The organism is Neobacillus niacini (genome assembly GCF_031457145.1).
Taxonomy (GTDB): Bacteria; Bacillota; Bacilli; order Bacillales; family Cytobacillaceae; genus Neobacillus; species Neobacillus niacini_J.
Window position 1 is genome coordinate 546,603 of record NZ_JAVDVZ010000002.1, and the last position, 20,162, is coordinate 566,764.

Consider the following 20,162-nt stretch of genomic DNA (forward strand, 5'->3'; position numbering starts at 1 on the left):
TATTTTATTTTCAAAAATAAATGACGGGAAAGAATCCCGCCATTGATTAATCCTCTTGGTCCATTGGGTTATAAAGCTTAACACCCGGATTTTTCTCTTGAAACCATCGAAGCGCAAAATCATTTTCAAATAAGAACACATAATGATCAAAGCGATCCTTCACAAGCAGACTTCTAGAGCTCGAAAGATTTTCATCTACGACATCTCCTTCAACCCATCTTCCAATCTTCGAACCCATCCGTTCCATCACTACATCAGAATTGTATTCATTTTTCATTCGATGTTCAAAAACCTCGAATTGTAATTGTCCCACTGCACCTAACAAATAATCGTCAGTTTTCACTGTTTTGTAGAGCTGAATCGCTCCTTCTTGAACAAGCTGCTGGATCCCTTTATAGAATGATTTTTGCTTCATTACATTCTTAGCAGAAACCCTGACAAACAGCTCAGGTGTAAATTGTGGGAGTCTTTCAAATTGAAAATTGTCTTTTCCTGATGAAATCGTATCTCCAATTTGATAAGTACCAGTATCATAAAGACCGATAATGTCCCCGCTTACAGCCTCATCAACCGTGTTTCTTTCCTCCGCCATAAAAGAAGTGGATTGAGAGAGCTTTATTTGTTTCCCTAATCGAGGAATATTTACCGTCATTCCTCGTTCAAATTTTCCTGAACAAATTCGAACAAAAGCAATCCGGTCGCGATGGGCTGGATTCATGTTTGCTTGAATTTTAAAGATAAAACCTGAAAACTGATCACCAAGTGGATTAATTTCCCCAACCGAAGAATTACGAGCCATCGGAGGTGGAGCAAATTGCAGGTAGGTCTCTAGGAATGTTTGGACCCCAAAAGTAGTTAATGCACTGCCAAAGAATACCGGTATTATTTGACCTTCTTTTACTTTCTCTGCAGAGAAATCATTACCTGCTTCGTTCAATAGCATAATTTCTTCGAGCGTTTGGTCATAAAGTCCAGTTGCCTTTAGAGGATGGTCACCTTCTATTTCACCATCTGCATTCAAAGGAATAAATCGGTGTTCTTCATCAACTCTGAATTGTTCTACTCGATTGTAAAATCGGTCGTATATTCCAAGGAACTCTTTCCCCATCCCAATTGGCCAATTCATTGGATATGTCTCAATTCCAAGTACCTCTTCTAGTTCAGCAAGGAGTTCTAATGGTGCTTTCCCTTGGCGGTCTAGTTTATTAATAAAAGTGAAAATGGGAATTCCACGCATCCGACAGACTTTGAATAGCTTTAAGGTTTGTTCCTCAATCCCTTTAGCTGAGTCGATAATCATAACCGCGCTATCAACAGCCATTAAGGTACGATAGGTATCTTCACTAAAATCCTGGTGTCCTGGAGTATCCAAAATGTTGACACGAAAATCATTATAGTCAAATTGCATAACGCTGGAGGTAACCGAGATTCCCCTTTGTTTTTCAATTTCCATCCAGTCACTTGTTGCAAACTTACCTGTTTTTTTTGCTTTTACCGTTCCGGCATCGCGTATAGCGCCGCCAAATAATAATAACTTTTCTGTAAGTGTTGTTTTCCCGGCATCCGGGTGTGAAATAATCGCAAAAGTTCTGCGCGATAATACTTCTTCTTTGAAATTGTTACCCATTTCTAATTCCTCTCTTTTTACAATCAAAAAATTTTTCTCGTACCCTTAATCTTATAGTCTCGCGGTGAAATTTGCAATCCTTTAATAATATCCAACTGGAAATTCATTTCCACTCATTCCCACATCCCCTTTTGTTATTTTCCTTTTATAATAGAGTAAGACTCTGTTTAAGGAGATGACTAAAATTGAATCAAAGTAAAAAACTAGTTTCAAAGATTATTCCGCTCATCACAGCGTTACTATTATTAATAGCAGGAATTACTTGGATTATCCAAACAGCAAGTAAAAAAATTGAAATTCCCTTCTCGTCTGTGGAAGAAACAATCCAAAACCAAAATGGGAAACCAGTAGTACTGACAGAGTACTCTGACGGCAGCATACTTTTAGAAACAGACAGCCTCAATTACGAATCAAATGTTCCGCCTAAGAGTCAAATGATTGACAAATTGGTTGAGAAATATAATATTAATTATTCCTTTTCTAATAGCAGCATCTTTGGAAAATGGATTATGGCAGGTGTACTCCTAGTCCTTGTTGGAGCAGCTATTGCTGTACAAAAAACAAAAGGTGGTTTTGGGCTTTCTAACTCAATGAAAAATAGTGTTTCTCAGGCCCGCCCACTGCCATCCATAAGTTTAGAAGACGTCGGCGGGATTGGTGAAGAAATGAAGGAAGAAATCCTCCAAACACTTTCAACACTTAAAGAACCTGAAAGGGCCACTAAAATGGGTATTAAACCGCCAAAAGGCATCCTTTTATATGGTCCCCCAGGCACAGGAAAAACATTATTAGCTCAAGCGATAGCCCATGAATTAAATGCAGCATTCTTTTCGGCTAGCGGTTCTGCATTTAATGAATTATTTGTCGGAGTTGGTGCCAGCAGGGTCCGATCTTTATTTCAAGCTGCAAGAAAACAAAGCCCTGCTGTTATCTTCATTGATGAAGTAGACGCCTTAGCTGGCAGAAGGAAAGCCCATGGCGGAGAAGAAGCCGAAAAAACATTAACAGAACTGCTTGTCCAGCTTGATGGGGGACATTCAAATGATGGAATCCTGTTTATTGCTGCAACGAACCGAAAAGATATGCTTGATGAAGCGTTTCTAAGACCAGGGAGAATAGACTTCACTTTCCAAGTCCCCCTTCCTGATACAAAAGGAAGAAGAGAAATTATTGATATCCATATAAAAGGAAAGGCTTTGAGCGATGATGTTCAAGTCTCCTTAGATGAATTAGCTGAAAGTACTTCAGGATTTTCCGGAGCGGAACTGCAATCTCTCTTTGAAACAGCAAGCAGACATGCGGTACGAAACGGGCAAGATGAATTAACGAAAGCTGATCTTGATTATGCTCTTGACCGAACAATATTAGGTAGTACTTCTCGTTCCTTACAGGATCTAGACACGAAGCGTCGTGTGGCTATTCATGAAGCAGGGCATGCTATTGTTGCATCGTTAACTAAGCCTGGTTCTGTAAGAAAGGCAACGATTATCCCGCGCGGTGAGGCACTCGGATATGTCGCACCTATTCCAAAAGAACTTCATTTATCAACAACAAGCGACTTGCTAGACCGTGTCGCAATGGTATTAGCTGGCGGCGTTGCCGAAAGAATGCTTTTAGGCGAACATAGTATCGGAGTTAGTGGTGATGTCCAGCAAGCTAAGCAAATTATCGAACAAATGGTAGATACCGGTATGCTTCAAGGAGGATTTACGCTGACATTTAACAAACAGGATAAAGAAGTAAAAATGCAAGAACTGTTTGAGAAAGGATTAGAAAAGGCAGAGTACCTAATTAAAAATAATCACGATCGATATAAGCAATTAGTTGATACCTTGTTGAAGAAAGAAACACTTGAGGGCTTTGAGGTCGAAGAAATTGTCTCGGGCAAGACTCAAGTTATGTCGGATCAATTTGCTTCAGCATAGTTTTGTACCAGGTGCCAACAGCACCCGGTATTTTTTTGTCCTAATTTAAATGAAATGAATGTTTTGAGGTAAACTAACTTTATGTATTTTATTTAAAGGAAGTGTTTGTAATGATAGACCCTGAAATAGATTTTGTAGTAAAGACACATCGAGACAGTGCAAAGGGATACCTCGATAATCCCAAAAGGACAGAAGGCCTGCTGAAGAAAGCCATCCTCAAAGCGAGAAATAACAAAGGAACATTAGGAGAAGCCTGGGAAAAGCTGCAATTATTTTTTGATTTAGTTCAAGCTTATACTAAAGGTGAATACAGAAAAGTTGCGCCTACTACAATCTTAACCATTATCGGGGCAATCCTCTATTTCGTTTCTCCATTAGATGTGGTCCCAGATTTTCTGGTTGGATTAGGGATACTTGATGACGCCGCTGTTATAAGCTTTACGCTAAAAAAATTATCAACAGAAATCACTGAATTTAAAAATTGGAAACAAAAAACTTCTATTTCTTCGGACATAAACAACCCTCTTGACTAATCAAGAGGGTTGTTTACATTTCACTGATTCTTTTTATCTAAAACAAGCTGCACCTACGATAATCAATAGGATAAATAAAACTACTATTAACGCAAAGCAGCCGCCAAATCCGCAGCCGCCGTAACCATAACCGCCAACACCATAACCACCAACACCACATCCGCCGCCGTAACCATATCCATATGACATATTTATAACCCCCTCTTTAATTTAATAGTATCCTCAGCAGCACCAAGAAGCACCGATAATAATTAACAAAATAAACAATACAACTACAAGAGCAAAGCCTGCACCGTGCCCGCCATGTGAACCAGACATTTACATTACCTCCTTTATTTAATTCCATACATCCTATTCATTGGGTTTAAAATGTGCGATAGACACCTATCCAAATAACCCACTTTTCAAAAAAAAGAATAAGCCCATTCTAAACGGGCTTAACATTTTGGATCTACAATTGGTAGAAGACGATTCACTAATCGAGGTGAGAGTGGTTGTAGTGAAGTAAAGCAGGAGAGGTCTACAATAACACAGTTCATTGTTGTTCTTAATGAAAAAACTTCACAATTATCAGCTGGACAACCATCTATGTCGACCGGTCCTAGAAGTGATAAGGTTGCACAACATTTATCGGTATCGATTGCTTCTAATCTAAAGAACTTGGTTGTAAAAAAATTTCCATGATTTGTCCATCCCCAAGCTTCAAATTCACATTTTCCATTTGAAAGTATAAATGGAATGGTGTCAAAGCCAAAGTCATCACTAATAAAACGAAAATCCTCAAAGGACAATTTTTTCTGTTCCTCCAAGAGTCGTTCAAGATCCCGACAAACACATCTATCATTTTTATATTCCCCCATAATCAAACCTCCTATCAATTTCTTCTAAATTGGCTGCAAGTAAAATTGAATTTGCTGTGCGCCATTTATAGCACACTCTTTTGCTAGATCTTTTGTCTCTGCTGCTGCAAGAACATACCCATATCTTTGGCCCATTGAGCGTGGTGGTGTAACAATCTGCCCTCTTTCACCCTTTGTGTAAACCTCTATTACACCCGCTTGATCTTTGGCTGCATCACGCCCTGATACTTTAAGTAATTTTCCAATGGAACCAACAATTAAATAATGTGTATAAACGGCATTTTCATGTACCTTAGTAAAATTCGGTTCTAAACCTGCGTACAACTTTATGGTCTGTTCTGCAAGGTTATATCCGAAAGCTTCTTCAATCATCCGATTCTTCGCTCCCCCGGCCATCCTCGGATTAATTTCAATCAACTTCCAGCCATTTTCAGTTAATTTCATCTTTAAATGGCAAGTACCATTTCTTAACTGAAAATCCTCAATGATAGAATAGACAGTTTCTTTCAGCCCTGCCAATTGTTCTAATGACATCCTAGGACAGATGGAGTAACCTGTAATAATAAAACGTTCACCCTTTGTTACTTCCTGTTCAACAATTGCTGTAATCATTATTTTAGAATGATATACAACCACTTCAATCAAATATTGTGGACCCTCAAGATACTCCTCTACTAATAGAGGAATTTCAGAATTTTTACGATGAAGTTGTTTCACACCCTTCTGACATTCCCAAATATCTTCTACAAGTATTACATCCTTAGAACCATTAGATTGTGGCGCTTTAATGATTAATGGAAATTGGTCCTTTAAATCATTTATTTCATCAATCATTGTTTCAGGTGAACTCAATACCTTAAAAAAAGGATTGTAATTTTTTCCTGTTACATAGGTTCTTGTTAAAATTTTATCAGTCATTATCTTCAAAGGTTCAAAAGTTAGAGGTGAGCTGCAAATAATATTTGTTAGCATGGCAGCCAGATAAACATACTCATCTAAAAAGCTAATGAAACAGTCAATTATTTTCTCCTCAACAATTAGATTATTTATCGCAGAAAATATATCCTCTGTATCTGACATATTTGTTAGCCTTATCTCATCTATTTCTTGAAAACCCTCCCTTTCTTCTACAAAAATGGTCCGATTCGTTAAGAGAATAGTCTCGTACCCCAGCCTTTTTGCAGCTTTAATTCCTTCATAGCTCGATCCTGATTTGTTTGTTCCTAAAAAAACAATTGATTTCATCACTTACACCCACCAAAGATTTCATCACCTTATCGTGATAGTTTACCTGTTAAAATAAAATATTCATTTTTAGATAGTTGGTGTAGGCATGTTCATTATGTACGAACAGTTGTTCGACCAATAAATTTAAAGTGTGACAGATGACTGCAAAAAAAAATGGGGGACAAGTGTTTAGAAAATGAAATTCCTTCAGCTTACTTTTAGGTCTTTCTTATTAGAGCGATAGATACGAACATCCACAACTACACTCCAAATCAGTCCCACAAATGCTCCTGTTAAGGAAATTTATCTTCCAACAGCGATTTCAGAAGAAAATATCTTTATGAAGGCTTCCAAAAAAGTTAGTTCGAAAAGCTTCAAATATATCCGTTTTTATCCAATAAAAAAACCAACAACCAGTGATTGTTGGTTTAATCGATATAAAATTAAAAATAGACAAGATAAATGATTAGCGCTAATAGTATTCGATAAATGGCAAAAGGAACGAGTTTGATTTTATCAATAAGCTTTAAGAAAAAGCGTATAGAAACTAAGGCAAAAATAAAGGCACTAACAAATCCTGCAATAAAAAATGGTAATGCATCCATTGTCATATACTGCCAGTTTTTTAATAATGAAAGAAAGCTTGCACCAGCCATAATTGGAACCGCCATAATAAAGGTAAAATCAGCTGCAGCACGGTGACTCAATCCTATTAGAACTCCTCCTGAAATGGTTGAGCCTGAACGAGAAAAGCCTGGCCATAAGGAGAAACATTGGATCAATCCAATTGTAAGTGCTTGTTTATACGTAATTTGGTCGACACTTTGAATTTTGGGATTTTTAGGACCAAAACGGTCAGCGATAATCATGAAAATCGCACCAATCACTAATCCAATTAAAACAGTCTTAGTCGAAAATAAGTGCTCATCGATATAGTCTTCTAAAAGGACACCAAAGACACCTGCTGGAATTAATCCAACAATTACTTGGGACAGCTTGAGACGACCACCGGTCTGGTTAGACAGTTTACTTTTTATTCGTCCCATTCCTAGAAGGTCAATAAACCTATCTTTAAAGGTTACTACAACAGCTAATATTGATCCCAACTGAATAACTACTTTAAAGGTATTCGCTCCATATTTCCCTAAAAAATCTTCTGACTGAAGCCACATATCATCAACAATAATCATATGACCGGTTGATGATACTGGAGCAAATTCTGTTAATCCCTCTACTAATCCTAAAATAATTGCTTTAATAATCAATAATAATTCCATATTTAAGTAACTACTCCTAACATTTTCTTCTGTTTTTAATCAAGGATATGAAATAACCTTATAATTGTACTCAATATCCATAGTCTTTAGCAAGAAATAAACAAAAAAAGGTGAGACTAAAAAGCCTCACGCCCTTTTTATTTGGAAATAATTCGATTCACACGTCCATTAAATTTTTCCAACCAATATCCATTTGTCAAGTCCGCAATCGCAACACCCGTAGAACTTTGTGAGCCTAAGAACATCCCTGCACCAAGGTAAATACCGACATGCCCATCCTTTTTATAGGTATCAAAAAACACAAGGTCTCCTGGAAGCATTTCTTCGACACTTACAGGTGTTCCTGTATTTTTCAAGACCTCCGTACTTGCACCGATTTTTATATTCGCCTGAGCAAATGCCCAACTGACAAAGGCGGAGCAATCAAATCTTCCATTAGCAATATCGTATTCATTTCGTCCACCGCCAAATACATACACCGAATTCCCTATATACCTTAGCCCTTCGGTAATTACATTTTGAACAGTTTCGTTTGAGATTAATAATGAATCGTTAAGGATTTGATTTGAGTCAATGACATTTAGATCATCCATTGTCGTTAGAGCAGAATCCTGTTGCCTTAATCCAGCTTGTTCAGCTAGTTTATTTTGCTCTTTTTTCTTTAACTCTGATCTTAGCCATTCATTCTGTTGTTTTTGCTCTAAAATTTGCATTTGCATTCCTTCTAATTCCACTTTCATACTTTGAAGCTCAAACAATTTATCTTGTACATGATCCTGCTTCTCTTTAACTTCCTGTTTATCTGCTTCATGTTGTTTTACAAGATTCTGATCTGCTTCAACAAAAGAGGCTACTGCACCAACACGATCGACAAAGTCCTTAAAACTCGATGCGCCAAGTAACACATCAAGATAATTTACCTTTCCACCTGATTCTTGAAAGGTAAGAGCGCGCTTTTTCAAAATCTCGTTGCGCTTTTTAACTTTTTCATTTAATGACGCTATCTCTATTTCTAGTTTCTGTATTTCTATTTGTGAAGCACTTATTTTTCCCTCTGTTTCCAGAATGATAGTATTATTATCATTTATTGCTTGCTCAACTCGACTAATTTGTTCATTTATTTGTTCAATTTCATCCTTAACTTGGTTAAGCTCCACCTTTCCTTTCAAAATTTCTAATTGGATTCTTGTACGCTGTTCGTCAACTACTTGCTGGTTATTATTATTTTCCTCTGCTTCCACTTGAAGTAATACAGTCGAACTTCCGAAGGTGATTATTGTACAAAACGCCATAATCTTCTTTTTCAAAGCTTTCCCCTGCTTTCCTTCATTGCAAATAGGATTACAATTTAATATTTTTCAACTATGTAATCTATATATTTATAAGTTTATTATTTTCCAATTATCATACTTAATACCCATTTATATCCTATTCGGTTGCAATTAGAAGTATAGCAGGAATTCTTGTCATTACAATATTAGTTATATTAAATTTATGTTTCACCATTTTACTGACCTAAATGTTCAACAATTAATATAAAAAAGCAGACCAATCAGGTGTTGGTCTGCTAATCATTTATACAGTTTTTAGTAAGTAAATTTAAAAAGCTCATTAACACTATTTTTCCCACGATTCATAATTTCAATGTGAGTGCTTCTTGCCATTTTAACATACTCATTGGTAACTTGCTGCCAAGCATTACGTTGTTCACGACCATAAGCGATGTTGGCTTCTGTGCTCTTTTCAAAATTATCTTCTAACTGGTCAATAATTTGGAAAACAGATTTAATCGGTGTAAGCGCTAAGTTTTCTAATTGATGAGAAACTTCCTTAAGCTGTTGCTTGAGTTCCTCACTCTCACCCATTATTCCTGCTTCAACTCTCTCTTCTTCTTTTAAAAATGCTTCCCTGCGTGAATTTATTTGCTGCACAACTCCGGAAACTACTTCTTTGTTTGTCTTCTTAGTTTGCTCAAAGAGATTACCCAATGATTTTCTATATTGTTTGTTAAACTTGTTGACTTCTCTTAATGCGTTCATATAAGCATCTTCACGGTTTTCGTTCAATTGTCTAGCCCTCTCTATTGATTGCTCAAACTGATTCCAAAGTGTATCTACAAATAAACCTTCATTTTTAGGCTCTTCAGCTGTAGGAATCATCTTTACTTCAACACCTTGAACCGCTTCACTCTTTTTCTGTACCATCGTTATTCCTCCTCTTTTTACTGTTTTCTTTCTCTATTGGATCCCTCTTTTGAAATGAAGGTATATAGAGCTCAAAGAAACTTGAATACATTTTGAAGAATTGATCCAGCATCGATTGGTACGATTCTAGTTGATTGGCATAGCCTTTTAAGTATGTAATACCAGCGTTTGTAATGGAATATCTTCTTTTGGCGGGACCGCTTCCATTTGTATCCCATTCAGATGATACTAGTTCTTCCTTTTCTAGCTGTCTTAATAGTCTGTAGAGATTTCCTTGATCAATCGTTTTAAAACCAAATGCTTGCAATTTCTGACTTAATTCATAACCGTGAAGAGTCATTCTGCTAAGAAGCAATAGAATAAATGGCAGAACAAAATTTTTTGATGGATTGACAGATGGATTGTCTTGATTCATCATTTTCATCACCTCACCTATATGTATTTTACACCTATCAGTAATATTTTGTCAACACGATAAATAAATGTTATTATATGGTGTAACATCACGTTTATAATTTTAGTACCTTGGTAATGAAATTAATAAAAATTGAAGGTGGTGTCAAATGGATAAATCGAAAGTTAGTATGTTGGGGATGCCTTATTTACATTTTGGCAATGGCGAACCATTAGTGTTAATCCACGGTTTAGGCGAAGTGAAGGAAGGATGGCAGTCACAATATGAAATAGCTGATCAGTACGAATTAATTATCCCTGATTTACGGGGGCATGGTGAATGTACCAAAACGGAAGGAATATCTATTCCAAACTTTGCGGCAGATGTTATTAGTTTATTAAACGAGTTAAAAATTGAAAACGCTCACATTTTAGGTTTATCTATGGGCGGTGCAGTCGCTCAAGAAATCTATCGTCAAGCTCCCCACCTAGTTCGTTCTCTCATGTTGATAAGTACATTCCACTTTTTCCCAAAAAACATCAGAAAACCGTTATTAAATTTTAAGAAATTAAGGATGGGTGCTACTTCAACGGATGACGCCCTCAAAGAAACTGCAGCCCAAATGAGTCTTTATTCTTGGTCCGAGGAAAATATGGACCTCTTTAAACGCTATTTTCAGCCAAAGCGGAACATCTTTATTAAATCTCTAAATGCCTGTTTCCAAGTTAATAATATATCTTTATTACCAGCGATTAAAGTTCCAACTCTAATCATTGGATGTCAATATGACTCCGTTTTACCTGTATGGATTCAATACTGTATGCACATGCTGATACCCCATTCTGAATTTATAATAATGAGAAACTCGGGGCATTTAGCTAAATTAGAGGCAACAAACCGGTTTAACCTGCTTCTTAGAAAGTTCTTAAACCGGCAAACTGTTTAATAAGTTAAGCGGGAAGGATGTGAGTCCCTCCCGCTTATAATCCTTTTGTACTTACCATTATTCCCCATCCACGATTATTTTGTTGTAACTAGTTCTGTTTCTTTTGGTTTTCCTTTTGGAATTTCTTTTACAACAAGTCCCTTTAATGCAGCTATTTCATCTTTAATTTCCTTCAATTGGCCAAGTTCCAGCTTAACTTCTCCTAAATCAGAGTGAATGGTATTTTTTTCGTTCAGACTATTCATACCAACTAGTTTCTTCTGTGTTTCTTTTATTTCTTCAAGCTCCTCCCTAACATCACGAAGGTTTACCTGAATAATTTTTATGTCCACAAGGTCTTTTCTTATTTCCTGCAAATCATCCTTCATTTTTTTTATTTCGGCAACCTCATGTATGTTTTTTTGAAACTCTGCCTGCATTTGTTTAACCATTTTTACCATTTCATGAAACAATTCTAGATTTTCTTTATTTATAGCTCCAAGAGAGTCCTGTAAGTTCCAAATTTGCTCTTCTAAAATATCGATTTTTCCTTCCGCTTGAATTGATAGATTCGCAACATTCGCGACATCCCTTTTTGTTGGAATGTTCATAATACCAGCCATAAGTTCTTGATTTTTCCTTAGTAGTTCCATGTAGCGCGAGTGAACACCTAAGCCCTTATTGGCTAAGCGAACAAATTCATTGTTATCTGCTGCCAGATAGAGTAAACCATTAATTTGTTTTTCCCACATTTCACTAATTTGTATAAAGCCTTCGTATGGATCAAACATCTTTTCTTTTGACATCCTTCATCACCCTCATTCTTATGATTTTGTAACTTCTTCTGTTTTTTCCAAGTATTTATTTAAAGGGAAGATAATCGATTTTATTTGACCGGTAAAAAGGCTAACAAATCCTTTTTGACTCTCATAAATAAGAGTGGCTGCTTGTTTTAATGTTTTTATATATTGTTTCCTTCCATTCTTCCTGAGTATAATATATCGATCTATCATGTTAAGATACTGCTCCATCAATTGATTATTTGTAACCATTTGCAACGGACTATTAAGAATGGAGGCTGTTCTGTTTTGAATTTGGTCAATCTGCTGGTTTATGTCTTCATAGGAAACTTTCGGAAAAAGGTGTTGCAGAGCTGTAGTCGACATTAATAATTCTTCTCTTGCCGTTCTCTCCCAATTTGCAAATTCTTTGCCGAATTGTTCTCTGACAGATTTAATATTCTCCTGATTTCTTTTTATACTTTCAGCAAAATATTTTGCTTCTTTCAAAAACACTTCATCTCGAAAATCTGCATGCTTCGCCCATTGGTCCAACTCGCGAAATGCATGATGCCAGAATATGTCCAAAGCTGAAATTGACTCTTGCTCTCCTTCCTTTTCATTACGTTCTTGGCCAGTTGTTTGACGTGTTTCCTCCCTAAGAATAGTCTCCTGAACCTCGGATTTCTTTTTTTCAGTCATTTCATTCTTTCCTCCTTTTAATCCGTTTAGAAACCTCTATACGCCTGTCGGTAGATATTCACAAGCTCAGAAATAAGTGGTTGTTTTGGATTTGCAATCGTATCTTGGTCATCAAAGGCGTGTTCAGCTAAGCTGTTTATTTTTCTTTCAAACTCACTCTTGCTTACACCTGTTTCTGCGATATTCATTGGCAACTCTAATTCCTTAGTCAACTTGTTTATGGCTTCTATTAAACTATTTATGCCTTCTTCAGTTGTTTCTGCAGGCAGTCCAAGTAGTTTAGCAATCTCAGCATAACGTTGATCAGCTATAAAGTGTTCATATTTTGGATATGTCATGAATTTATTGGGCTTTGCTGCATTGTAACGAATAACGTGCGGTAACAATATGGCATTTGCTCGACCATGAGCAATATTAAACTCAGCACCCAATGCATGTGCCAGGCTATGGTTAATTCCTAGGAATGAATTTGCAAAAGCCATACCAGCAATGGTTGAAGCATTGTGAATTTTTTCACGGGCAAGTTCATCATTACCGTCACGGTACACCTTAGGTAAGTACTCAAATACTAATTGAATTGCTTTTAATGCTAACCCATCGGTAAAATCATTAGCCAGCACGGACACATACGACTCAATTGCATGTGTTAATACATCGATTCCCGTATCCGCTGTAACATGCTTAGGAACAGTCATAACAAACTGTGGATCGACGATTGCCAAATCTGGTGTAAGTTGAAAGTCAGCTAGCGGATATTTGATATTTGACATTTTATCTGAAATAACAGAGAAGGATGTTACTTCAGAACCTGTACCTGAGGTGGTCGGAATGGCGACAAAGATTGCCTTCCCGCGAAGGGCAGGGAATTTAACCACTCTCTTACTAGGGTCGAAGAATTTTTGCTTTAAGCTATTGAAATCAGCTTCTGGATATTCATAGAAAAGCCACATCGCTTTTGCTGCATCGATTACTGAGCCGCCTCCTAAGGCAATAAGACAGTCTGGCTCAAACTTCCTCATTCTTTCTGCACCATTCTTAACCGTATCCATACCAGGTTCAGGTTCAATATCACACAACACTTCATATTGAATTTTTCCAGGATGCTTTCCTAATTGATAAAGCACTTTTTCAATTGAGCCATTTTTCAATTGACTTCGACTTGTTACAATAAACACTTTTGAGATTCCCGGTATGGAAGCAAGCACTTGGATAGAGTTTCTTTCAAAGAATATTTGCGATGGAACCTTAAACCATTGAGTCATGTTTCTCCTTTTTGCAACTTTCTTAATGTTTATCAAATTATCTGCTCCTACATTTTGAGACACTGAGTTCCCTCCATACGTTCCACATCCAATAGTTAAAGACGGTAAAGATGTATTATAGATATCACCAATGGCACCATGGGTCGATGGTGTATTAACCATAATTCTTCCTGCTTTCATTCGAAGGGCAAATGTGTCAATCACATTTTGGTCCGCTGTGTGAATAGCAGCAGAGTGTCCGAGCCCGCCATACTCCAGTGTTTCTTCAGAGATAAGCAGCCCTTCTGCTAAACTATTAACCTTATAGCAGGCTAGAATAGGGCTCAATTTTTCGCAGGAAAGAGGAAATTTCGTACCTACCCCTTTTAATTCTGCAATTAATATTTTTGTATTTACAGGAACATTGACACCTGACATTTTTGCAATCATAAATGCCGGCAATCCGACAATCATCGGATTTAGAGAAGCAGTTTTTTCATCTATTACTGCCTTCTCAATCATGAGTCTTTCCTCATTATTTAAGAAATAACAATTATTTTCGACCAATTCCCTTTTTACATCGTTGTAAACCTCATCGTCGATAATAAGGGCTTGTTCTGAAGCACAAATCATCCCGTTATCAAATGTCTTGGATAAAATAATGTCGTTTACTGCCCGTTTTATATTTGCGCTTTTTTCAATATAACAAGGGACATTTCCTGCTCCAACACCAAGAGCTGGTTTTCCTGAGCTATAAGCTGCTTTCACTAAATTAGGTCCCCCAGTAGCCAGGATGAGAGAAATCTTCGGGTGTTTCATCAAGGTCTGAAAAGCCTCATGTGATGGAATATCAATCCATTGGATACAATTCTCTGGTGCACCTGCCTTTAATGCTGCCTCCCTTAGAAGTCTTGCCGTTTCGACGCAGCATTTTTGCGCATATTTTGGAAAGGCAAAGATAATGGGATTTCTTGTTTTCAGCGAAATCAATGATTTAAAGATGACGGTTGATGTTGGATTTGTGATTGGTATAACACCAGCTATAACACCCACTGGCTCGGCTATTTCTACCATTCCCTCATGTTCGTTTTCATTAATAACTCCAACTGTTTTTAAATCTCTGATATTGTTATAGATAAACTCAGTTGCAAACATATTTTTGAATACCTTATCCTCATAAACACCCCTTCTTGTTTCTTCAACGGCCAGCTTTGCCAAGTCTTTGTGGTTATCAAGCGCAGTATAGGCCATCTGCTTGACGATTTCGTCCACCATTTCCTGTGTGTAGCAGCGAAATTCAGCTAATGCCTTTGCCCCATTTTTTGCCAAACTATCAATCATAGCCGCAACATTTTGTTTTTCCTGTACAACTTTTTCTTCAACTGCCATTTCAAATCCCTCCAAATCAATCCTCATAAGCAGGAATGTTCTTTAAAATAATCTTCTTACCCTTCAATCATTTCTGGCTAAAATATATCATGTTGAATCAGGCATAATTTGTCGAATCTCGCTAAAAAACGAATGAACATTCATTCATTTTATTAAATTTCACAAATTGTTCAAAATTTGTCTCACCTAACCTATAAATCGATTAGGCGGCTAATCATGAATTGAATAGCCTACCTTTCACACCACCGGGCGCACACAAAAAACCGCACCTCCCCTAAAGGGATGAGTGCGGCAATTTAATATAAATCAACCTGTATTACGTAAACCAGCAGAGATTCCACTAATTGTAAGGAGTACCTCGGTTATTAGTTCTTCAGTTGGCTCGTCCTGTTTTCTTAATTGCTTAATTAATTCCACCTGTAAGAAGTTTAATGGATCAACATAAGGATTTCGACGATGGACTGAGTCTTTTATATTTGGCGTGTGATCTAATAATTCTTTATCACCTGTGATCTTGAGAAGAATCTCTTTCGTTCTTTCGTATTCTTCAAGGATGTTTGAAAAAATCCGCTCAGCAATTTGCTGGTCTTCAACTAGTGATAAGTATTCTTTCGCCGTTGTGATATCTGCTTTCATTAACGCCATTTGGAGATTATCAATCGTTGACCGGAAAAATGGCCATTTTTCATACATCTGCTGCAATTGCTGTAAATTTTGTTCATTATTTGAAGCAAAGCTTTCTAATCCAGTCCCTGCTGCGTACCATGCAGGAAGGAGCTGTCTGCTTTGTGTCCATGCAAATACCCATGGAATTGCACGTAAATCTTCGAATCGTCCACGGTTTTTTCGACTCATTGGTCTTGAACCAATGTTTAAGTCACCGAGTTCTCTTAATGGAGTTGCTTCATTAAAATAGGTTAGAAAGTCTGGATCTTCAAAAACGAGCGATTGATATTTCTTTAAAGAAATGCTGGAAATTTCTTCAATAGCAGACTCCCAACTTTCATCTCGTAGGTTTCCATGCTCTGCCTCCTTGGAGACATTAGCTGTTGCCAACATAAGCGTCGAAGTTGCCTGTTCTAAACTCCGATAAGCGATGTCTTCTAGCAAATATCGGGAAGAAAGCACTTCACCCTGTTCGGTAATTTTCACTCCATCACCGATCGTTTCGGCAGGTTGTGATAAAAGACTTTTGTTTAATGGACCGCCCCCTCTTCCAAGTGAACCGCCTCGTCCATGGAAAAACTTCAATCCTATTTGATACTTGCTGGCCATTTCGTGAATTTCAAGCTGAGCTTTATAAAGCTTCCAATTTGCGGTTAACGTTCCTCCGTCTTTGCTGCCGTCTGAATAACCCAGCATGATTTCCTGCTGGTTATTCATTACTTTTAAGTGATTTCGATACACTGGCATTTGGAACAATGTTTCCATAATTTTTGAACCAGCAGTTAAGTCACCAATTGTTTCAAGTAATGGAGCCACATTTAATTGGCTTTCAACCGTTCCATCAGCATGTAGTCGATAAATTCCTGCCTCTTTAGCCAAAACAAGAACTTCAAGTAAGTCACTTGGCGATTTTGTCATACTGACTAAATAAACGGAAATAGAGCCGGCACCAAATTCTTTGTGAGCATTTTTTATCATATGAAATACCTGAATCATTTGCTGTGTTTCTGGTGAATAATCTTCGTTTAACAGCAGAAGCGGCCGTGGGTCCTTTAATATACTATCCAATATTTTTACCTTTTCTTCTTCAGACAGCTCAGCATAATTCTCCGAAAAATGTACTTTTCTCAAAATTTCTGTTATCGCTGCCTCGTGCTCACCACTATGATTGCGAATATCAAGAGTAGCTAAATGAAAACCGAAAAGCTGAACCTGACGTATCAACTTTTGTATTGTTTTTAATTCATGTTCAGCAGGGTGATGATTGTTTAAACTTCTTTTGATTAAGAATAAATCCTCTAATAATTCTTCTGAAGAACGATAGCCTAGTTCAGATTTACCCACTTGTTTTAATCGTTCGATAATAATAGCAAATTTACGTCGATAAACTTCTGTTTTAACCGGCCATTTCTTATCTTCTGATAAAAACTTGTCCTCTTCTTCCCCAATGGTCTGGATTAATTCCTGACTGACTTCTACTCTAGTGGTGGAATGACTGTAGCGTTTCATAAGGTCGATTAGGACATTCTTATATTTTCTTAAGACAAGCTTGCGCTGCTTATGTAACGTTTCCCACGTGATTTCAGGCGTAACGTTTGGGTTACCATCCCGGTCGCCACCAATCCATGATCCAAATTTAAGAAAATTAGGAACGTCCCATTTTTCAGCAGGATAATTCTTCTCTAAACAATCCTCTACTTCTCGGTGGATTTCCGGAAGGACTTCAAACAGTGTCTGGTCAAAATAATACAGACCGTTTCGAACCTCATCCAATACAGACGGTTTATTATGTCGAAGTTCATCTGTCTGCCATAGAATCGTTACTTCATTAAATAAACTCTCTTCAAGCTTTCTACGTTCACTTTTCGTTAATAAAGGATGATCAAGCTTCTTTAATATAACGGCAATACGTTGTTGTATTTCTAAAATTGAGCGCTTGGCTGCCTCTGTAGGATGTGCTGTTATGACCAATTCAAGTGACAATTTATTCAAGACATCTTGAATCATAGTTCCATTAATATTATTTTCTTTTAGAGAAAGAATGGCGCTCTCGATGGAACCTGGTTGAACGATACTATCGTCCTCAAGCTGATATTGGCGTCTTCTCCGTATACGGTGATTTTGTTCGGCTACGTTTATCAAATGAAAATACATTGAAAATGCCCGGATAACTTGTTTTCTCATTGGGCTGCTTAGGTCAGCAATCTCTCGCTTTAATTCAGAATAAATTTCATCATCAAAATGAATTCTAAGCGTTTTGCACATCAGCCGGATTTTTTCTACTTTATCCAATAGTTCTGCTCCACCATGATTGACAAGGATATCACCAAGAATTTGTCCAAGTAATTTAACATCTTTCCGAAGTGGAAGACTGCTGTCATTCATCTTCATTTCTGTACTCATGCTTTCACCTTCCCTGTACTAGTTGATTGAGTAAATTTTTTATTTATTAATATAACATAACTTTTAGTATTTTTAAAAAGTTTTTTAAATAATTAAAAAAAAGAATCTGGATTTATATCCAGATTTGCCTATTAATTCTTTACTTTTGATTAAATTCTTTCAGTTTTGTAGAGATAGCTGCTGTCACTTCTTCTGTTGATTTTGGAATCACATTTTTAAATAGTGAATTTGCCAATGTACCTAATGCCCCACTTGCATTAATTTCAAGAAATCCTGTTAGCCGCGTTTTATTTTTATTAAGTGCTTGAGCTTCAAAATAACCCTCTCCAATATATTTTTCATTGGTACGTCTTAATTCAAAGCTTACTCTTGTGGGTTCATTCCACTCTTTAATATCAATAATCAGGCTTACCCTTTTTTTCATTATTCCAAGGTCACTCTTAAATTCCCATGTAATTAAACGGTCATTTACTCGCTCATGCTGTATATAACCAGGTACTAGCGGTGCCCAGTTATTTTCATCCCTGATGAAGTCCCATATCACGTTTATCGGGATAGCTAATTCTATTTGTTGCTGTTCGCTAGGCATTCGGTACCCCTCTTTCCATTAAATATAAAAGACCTTCCATCTCCCGAAGGTCTTTTTTTAGATTTATATGATTCGTCTTGCATTTATAGAAGAAGGGAATTTTTTATAGAATACTCGACTAGGAATTGGTGAATCCTCTCAGCTGCTTCCAATAATCTTTCTGCTGGCTGTACTAATGCAATTCGGACATAGCCTTCACCTTGTTTTCCAAATGCGTCACCTGGAATCACAGCTACTCCAGCTTGATTGATTAATTCAAATGCAAATTGTCTAGATTTCCAGCCTTTAGGTATTTTTGCCCAAAGGAACATTGTTGCAGGCGACTTAGATACCTTCCAACCGCTTTTTTCTAGACCAGCTAATAGAGTATCCCTGCGAAACTCGTACTCTTTCACCTGATTCAGTAATATCGAGTAATCGGATGTAAGTGCTGCAACTGCTGCTTTCTGGATAGGATAAAATACCCCATAATCAATTTGTGATTTAAACATTCCTAGGATATTTAGTGCTTGTTCGTTGCCAACAGCGTATCCAATCCGGCAGCCTGCTAAATTGAAAGTTTTAGATAATGAATTAAATTCTATCCCAATTTCTTTCGCCCCCGGGACAGACATGAAACTAATTTGTGGCTGGTTATCGAAAATAAGTTCTGAATATGCAAAATCATGTACTACTAAAATATTGTTACGTTTAGCAAAATCGACAACCTCTTCGAAAAAACTCCTATCAGCCAATGCCGTTACAGGATTGCCCGGATAACTAAAAATCATCATTTTCGTCTTTTCCAAAATAGGCTGTGGTATATCATTAAGTACCGGCAGGAAGTTATTTTCAGCTAATAACGGAATAGGATACAGAACGCCGCCGGCGATGGTAACACTTGCCTCGTAAATAGGGTAACCTGGATCCGGAACTAAACAAAAGTCTCCTGGATTAATCATGGCTGTTGCTAAATGTGCTAGTCCATCCTGGGATCCCATTAATTGGAGTACTTCTGTTCTTGGATCGATTTCTGCTCCGTAACGCTGCTTATAGAAGAATGACACAGCCTCATGAAATTCTGGTATTCCTTTCAAGGTATATCCGTAATTTGCTGTGTCACTTGCATATTTTACAAGTTCTTCAACAACAAATGCAGGAGGCGGTAAATCAGGGCTTCCGACACTTAAATCAATCACATCTAACCCTTTGTTTAGGGCTCGTCGTTTAAGATCAGCTACCTCTTGAAATATACTAGCTGTTAATTTTTGAACTTTCTTGGAAGCAACAAGATTCATAGATTATCCCCTCAATCAAATAAAATTAAATTCAAATATGGTATTTTATTAACTATATTAACAAAACTTTAACTCTTAATAAAATTCTAAAAAAGATTGATTATCAGCTGAACTTCATTTAAATTTAGAATATTGATAATTTAA

General features: G+C 37.0%; 18 protein-coding genes. 3 read left to right on the forward strand and 15 right to left on the reverse strand.

What is annotated here, in order from left to right:
* Positions 1-46: 46 nt before the first annotated feature.
* The gene (locus J2Y03_RS07500) at positions 47-1,627 is read right to left on the reverse strand and encodes a peptide chain release factor 3 (protein WP_310192446.1); all 1,581 of its coding nucleotides are present in this window, start codon (positions 1,625-1,627) and stop codon (positions 47-49) included.
* Positions 1,628-1,812: 185 nt separating this feature from the next.
* Here J2Y03_RS07500 and J2Y03_RS07505 point away from each other — a divergent pair, with 185 nt between their 5' ends.
* Together J2Y03_RS07505 and J2Y03_RS07510 are read left to right on the forward strand one after the other, a co-directional pair.
* A complete protein-coding gene (locus tag J2Y03_RS07505; protein ID WP_310192449.1) occupies positions 1,813-3,552 on the forward strand; it encodes an AAA family ATPase in 1,740 nt (579 codons plus the stop codon).
* A gap of 110 nt (positions 3,553-3,662) precedes the next feature.
* The gene (locus J2Y03_RS07510) at positions 3,663-4,085 is read left to right on the forward strand and encodes a YkvA family protein (protein ID WP_132085697.1); all 423 of its coding nucleotides are present in this window, start codon (positions 3,663-3,665) and stop codon (positions 4,083-4,085) included.
* Positions 4,086-4,118: 33 nt separating this feature from the next.
* On the opposite strand, the gene yjcZ is transcribed toward J2Y03_RS07510, so the two are convergent.
* The 8 genes from yjcZ to phaQ form a co-directional block, all read right to left on the reverse strand.
* On the reverse strand, positions 4,119-4,274 hold the full coding sequence (gene yjcZ, locus J2Y03_RS07515; RefSeq protein ID WP_132085695.1) for a sporulation protein YjcZ: 156 nt from the start codon (positions 4,272-4,274) through the stop codon (positions 4,119-4,121).
* A gap of 33 nt (positions 4,275-4,307) precedes the next feature.
* Positions 4,308-4,403, reverse strand: a complete 96-nt coding sequence (locus J2Y03_RS07520) for a YjcZ family sporulation protein (RefSeq protein ID WP_132085693.1) — start codon at positions 4,401-4,403, stop codon at positions 4,308-4,310.
* 119 nt (positions 4,404-4,522) lie between these two features.
* Positions 4,523-4,945, reverse strand: coding sequence for a CotY/CotZ family spore coat protein (locus J2Y03_RS07525; protein WP_132085691.1), 423 nt, complete (start codon positions 4,943-4,945; stop codon positions 4,523-4,525).
* Between the two features lie 24 nt (positions 4,946-4,969).
* Positions 4,970-6,190 (reverse strand): ATP-grasp domain-containing protein, encoded by a 1,221-nt coding sequence (locus J2Y03_RS07530; protein WP_310192460.1) that lies wholly within the window; start codon positions 6,188-6,190, stop codon positions 4,970-4,972.
* Between the two features lie 425 nt (positions 6,191-6,615).
* Entirely contained in the window at positions 6,616-7,449 is an 834-nt protein-coding gene (locus J2Y03_RS07535) for an undecaprenyl-diphosphate phosphatase (RefSeq protein ID WP_310192463.1), read from the reverse strand.
* Between the two features lie 137 nt (positions 7,450-7,586).
* Entirely contained in the window at positions 7,587-8,756 is a 1,170-nt protein-coding gene (locus J2Y03_RS07540) for a C40 family peptidase (protein WP_310192466.1), read from the reverse strand.
* 279 nt (positions 8,757-9,035) lie between these two features.
* The gene (locus tag J2Y03_RS07545) at positions 9,036-9,653 is read right to left on the reverse strand and encodes a hypothetical protein (protein WP_310192469.1); all 618 of its coding nucleotides are present in this window, start codon (positions 9,651-9,653) and stop codon (positions 9,036-9,038) included.
* Positions 9,634-10,068: a poly-beta-hydroxybutyrate-responsive repressor gene (gene phaQ, locus J2Y03_RS07550; RefSeq protein ID WP_310192471.1), complete on the reverse strand. Its 435-nt coding sequence runs from the start codon at positions 10,066-10,068 to the stop codon at positions 9,634-9,636. Before phaQ ends, J2Y03_RS07545 begins: the two co-directional genes overlap by 20 nt.
* A gap of 148 nt (positions 10,069-10,216) precedes the next feature.
* Between phaQ and J2Y03_RS07555 the strand changes: the two genes are divergently transcribed.
* A complete protein-coding gene (locus J2Y03_RS07555; protein WP_310192474.1) occupies positions 10,217-10,993 on the forward strand; it encodes an alpha/beta fold hydrolase in 777 nt (258 codons plus the stop codon).
* 74 nt (positions 10,994-11,067) lie between these two features.
* Here the strand turns inward: J2Y03_RS07555 and J2Y03_RS07560 are convergent, their stop codons facing one another.
* From J2Y03_RS07560 to J2Y03_RS07585, 6 genes are all read right to left on the reverse strand, one after another.
* Positions 11,068-11,778, reverse strand: a complete 711-nt coding sequence (locus J2Y03_RS07560) for a hypothetical protein (RefSeq protein WP_310192477.1) — start codon at positions 11,776-11,778, stop codon at positions 11,068-11,070.
* 18 nt (positions 11,779-11,796) lie between these two features.
* On the reverse strand, positions 11,797-12,453 hold the full coding sequence (locus J2Y03_RS07565) for a hypothetical protein (protein ID WP_310192480.1): 657 nt from the start codon (positions 12,451-12,453) through the stop codon (positions 11,797-11,799).
* Positions 12,454-12,479: 26 nt separating this feature from the next.
* On the reverse strand, positions 12,480-15,083 hold the full coding sequence (adhE, locus tag J2Y03_RS07570) for a bifunctional acetaldehyde-CoA/alcohol dehydrogenase (protein ID WP_310192483.1): 2,604 nt from the start codon (positions 15,081-15,083) through the stop codon (positions 12,480-12,482).
* 306 nt (positions 15,084-15,389) lie between these two features.
* Positions 15,390-18,152 (reverse strand): phosphoenolpyruvate carboxylase, encoded by a 2,763-nt coding sequence (gene ppc, locus J2Y03_RS07575; protein WP_310192486.1) that lies wholly within the window; start codon positions 18,150-18,152, stop codon positions 15,390-15,392.
* Positions 18,153-18,291: 139 nt separating this feature from the next.
* Positions 18,292-18,741: a CoxG family protein gene (locus tag J2Y03_RS07580; RefSeq protein WP_310192489.1), complete on the reverse strand. Its 450-nt coding sequence runs from the start codon at positions 18,739-18,741 to the stop codon at positions 18,292-18,294.
* An 83-nt stretch (positions 18,742-18,824) separates the two neighbouring features.
* The gene (locus J2Y03_RS07585; RefSeq protein WP_310192492.1) at positions 18,825-20,018 is read right to left on the reverse strand and encodes an LL-diaminopimelate aminotransferase; all 1,194 of its coding nucleotides are present in this window, start codon (positions 20,016-20,018) and stop codon (positions 18,825-18,827) included.
* Positions 20,019-20,162: the final 144 nt, after the last annotated feature.

What these genes read in the sequence shown, in the direction of transcription:
- J2Y03_RS07500 (WP_310192446.1), bottom strand. Translation starts at nt 1,627, where the DNA reads ATGGGTAACAATTTCAAAGAAGAAGTATTATCGCGCAGAACTTTTGCG.
- J2Y03_RS07510 (WP_132085697.1), top strand. Translation starts at nt 3,663, where the DNA reads ATGATAGACCCTGAAATAGATTTTGTAGTAAAGACACATCGAGACAGT.
- yjcZ (WP_132085695.1), bottom strand. Translation starts at nt 4,274, where the DNA reads ATGTCATATGGATATGGTTACGGCGGCGGATGTGGTGTTGGTGGTTAT.
- J2Y03_RS07520 (WP_132085693.1), bottom strand. Translation starts at nt 4,403, where the DNA reads ATGTCTGGTTCACATGGCGGGCACGGTGCAGGCTTTGCTCTTGTAGTT.
- J2Y03_RS07525 (WP_132085691.1), bottom strand. Translation starts at nt 4,945, where the DNA reads ATGGGGGAATATAAAAATGATAGATGTGTTTGTCGGGATCTTGAACGA.
- J2Y03_RS07530 (WP_310192460.1), bottom strand. Translation starts at nt 6,190, where the DNA reads ATGAAATCAATTGTTTTTTTAGGAACAAACAAATCAGGATCGAGCTAT.
- J2Y03_RS07535 (WP_310192463.1), bottom strand. Translation starts at nt 7,449, where the DNA reads ATGGAATTATTATTGATTATTAAAGCAATTATTTTAGGATTAGTAGAG.
- J2Y03_RS07545 (WP_310192469.1), bottom strand. Translation starts at nt 9,653, where the DNA reads ATGGTACAGAAAAAGAGTGAAGCGGTTCAAGGTGTTGAAGTAAAGATG.
- phaQ (WP_310192471.1), bottom strand. Translation starts at nt 10,068, where the DNA reads ATGAATCAAGACAATCCATCTGTCAATCCATCAAAAAATTTTGTTCTG.
- J2Y03_RS07555 (WP_310192474.1), top strand. Translation starts at nt 10,217, where the DNA reads ATGGATAAATCGAAAGTTAGTATGTTGGGGATGCCTTATTTACATTTT.
- J2Y03_RS07560 (WP_310192477.1), bottom strand. Translation starts at nt 11,778, where the DNA reads ATGTCAAAAGAAAAGATGTTTGATCCATACGAAGGCTTTATACAAATT.
- J2Y03_RS07565 (WP_310192480.1), bottom strand. Translation starts at nt 12,453, where the DNA reads ATGACTGAAAAAAAGAAATCCGAGGTTCAGGAGACTATTCTTAGGGAG.
- adhE (WP_310192483.1), bottom strand. Translation starts at nt 15,083, where the DNA reads ATGGCAGTTGAAGAAAAAGTTGTACAGGAAAAACAAAATGTTGCGGCT.
- ppc (WP_310192486.1), bottom strand. Translation starts at nt 18,152, where the DNA reads ATGAGTACAGAAATGAAGATGAATGACAGCAGTCTTCCACTTCGGAAA.
- J2Y03_RS07580 (WP_310192489.1), bottom strand. Translation starts at nt 18,741, where the DNA reads ATGCCTAGCGAACAGCAACAAATAGAATTAGCTATCCCGATAAACGTG.
- J2Y03_RS07585 (WP_310192492.1), bottom strand. Translation starts at nt 20,018, where the DNA reads ATGAATCTTGTTGCTTCCAAGAAAGTTCAAAAATTAACAGCTAGTATA.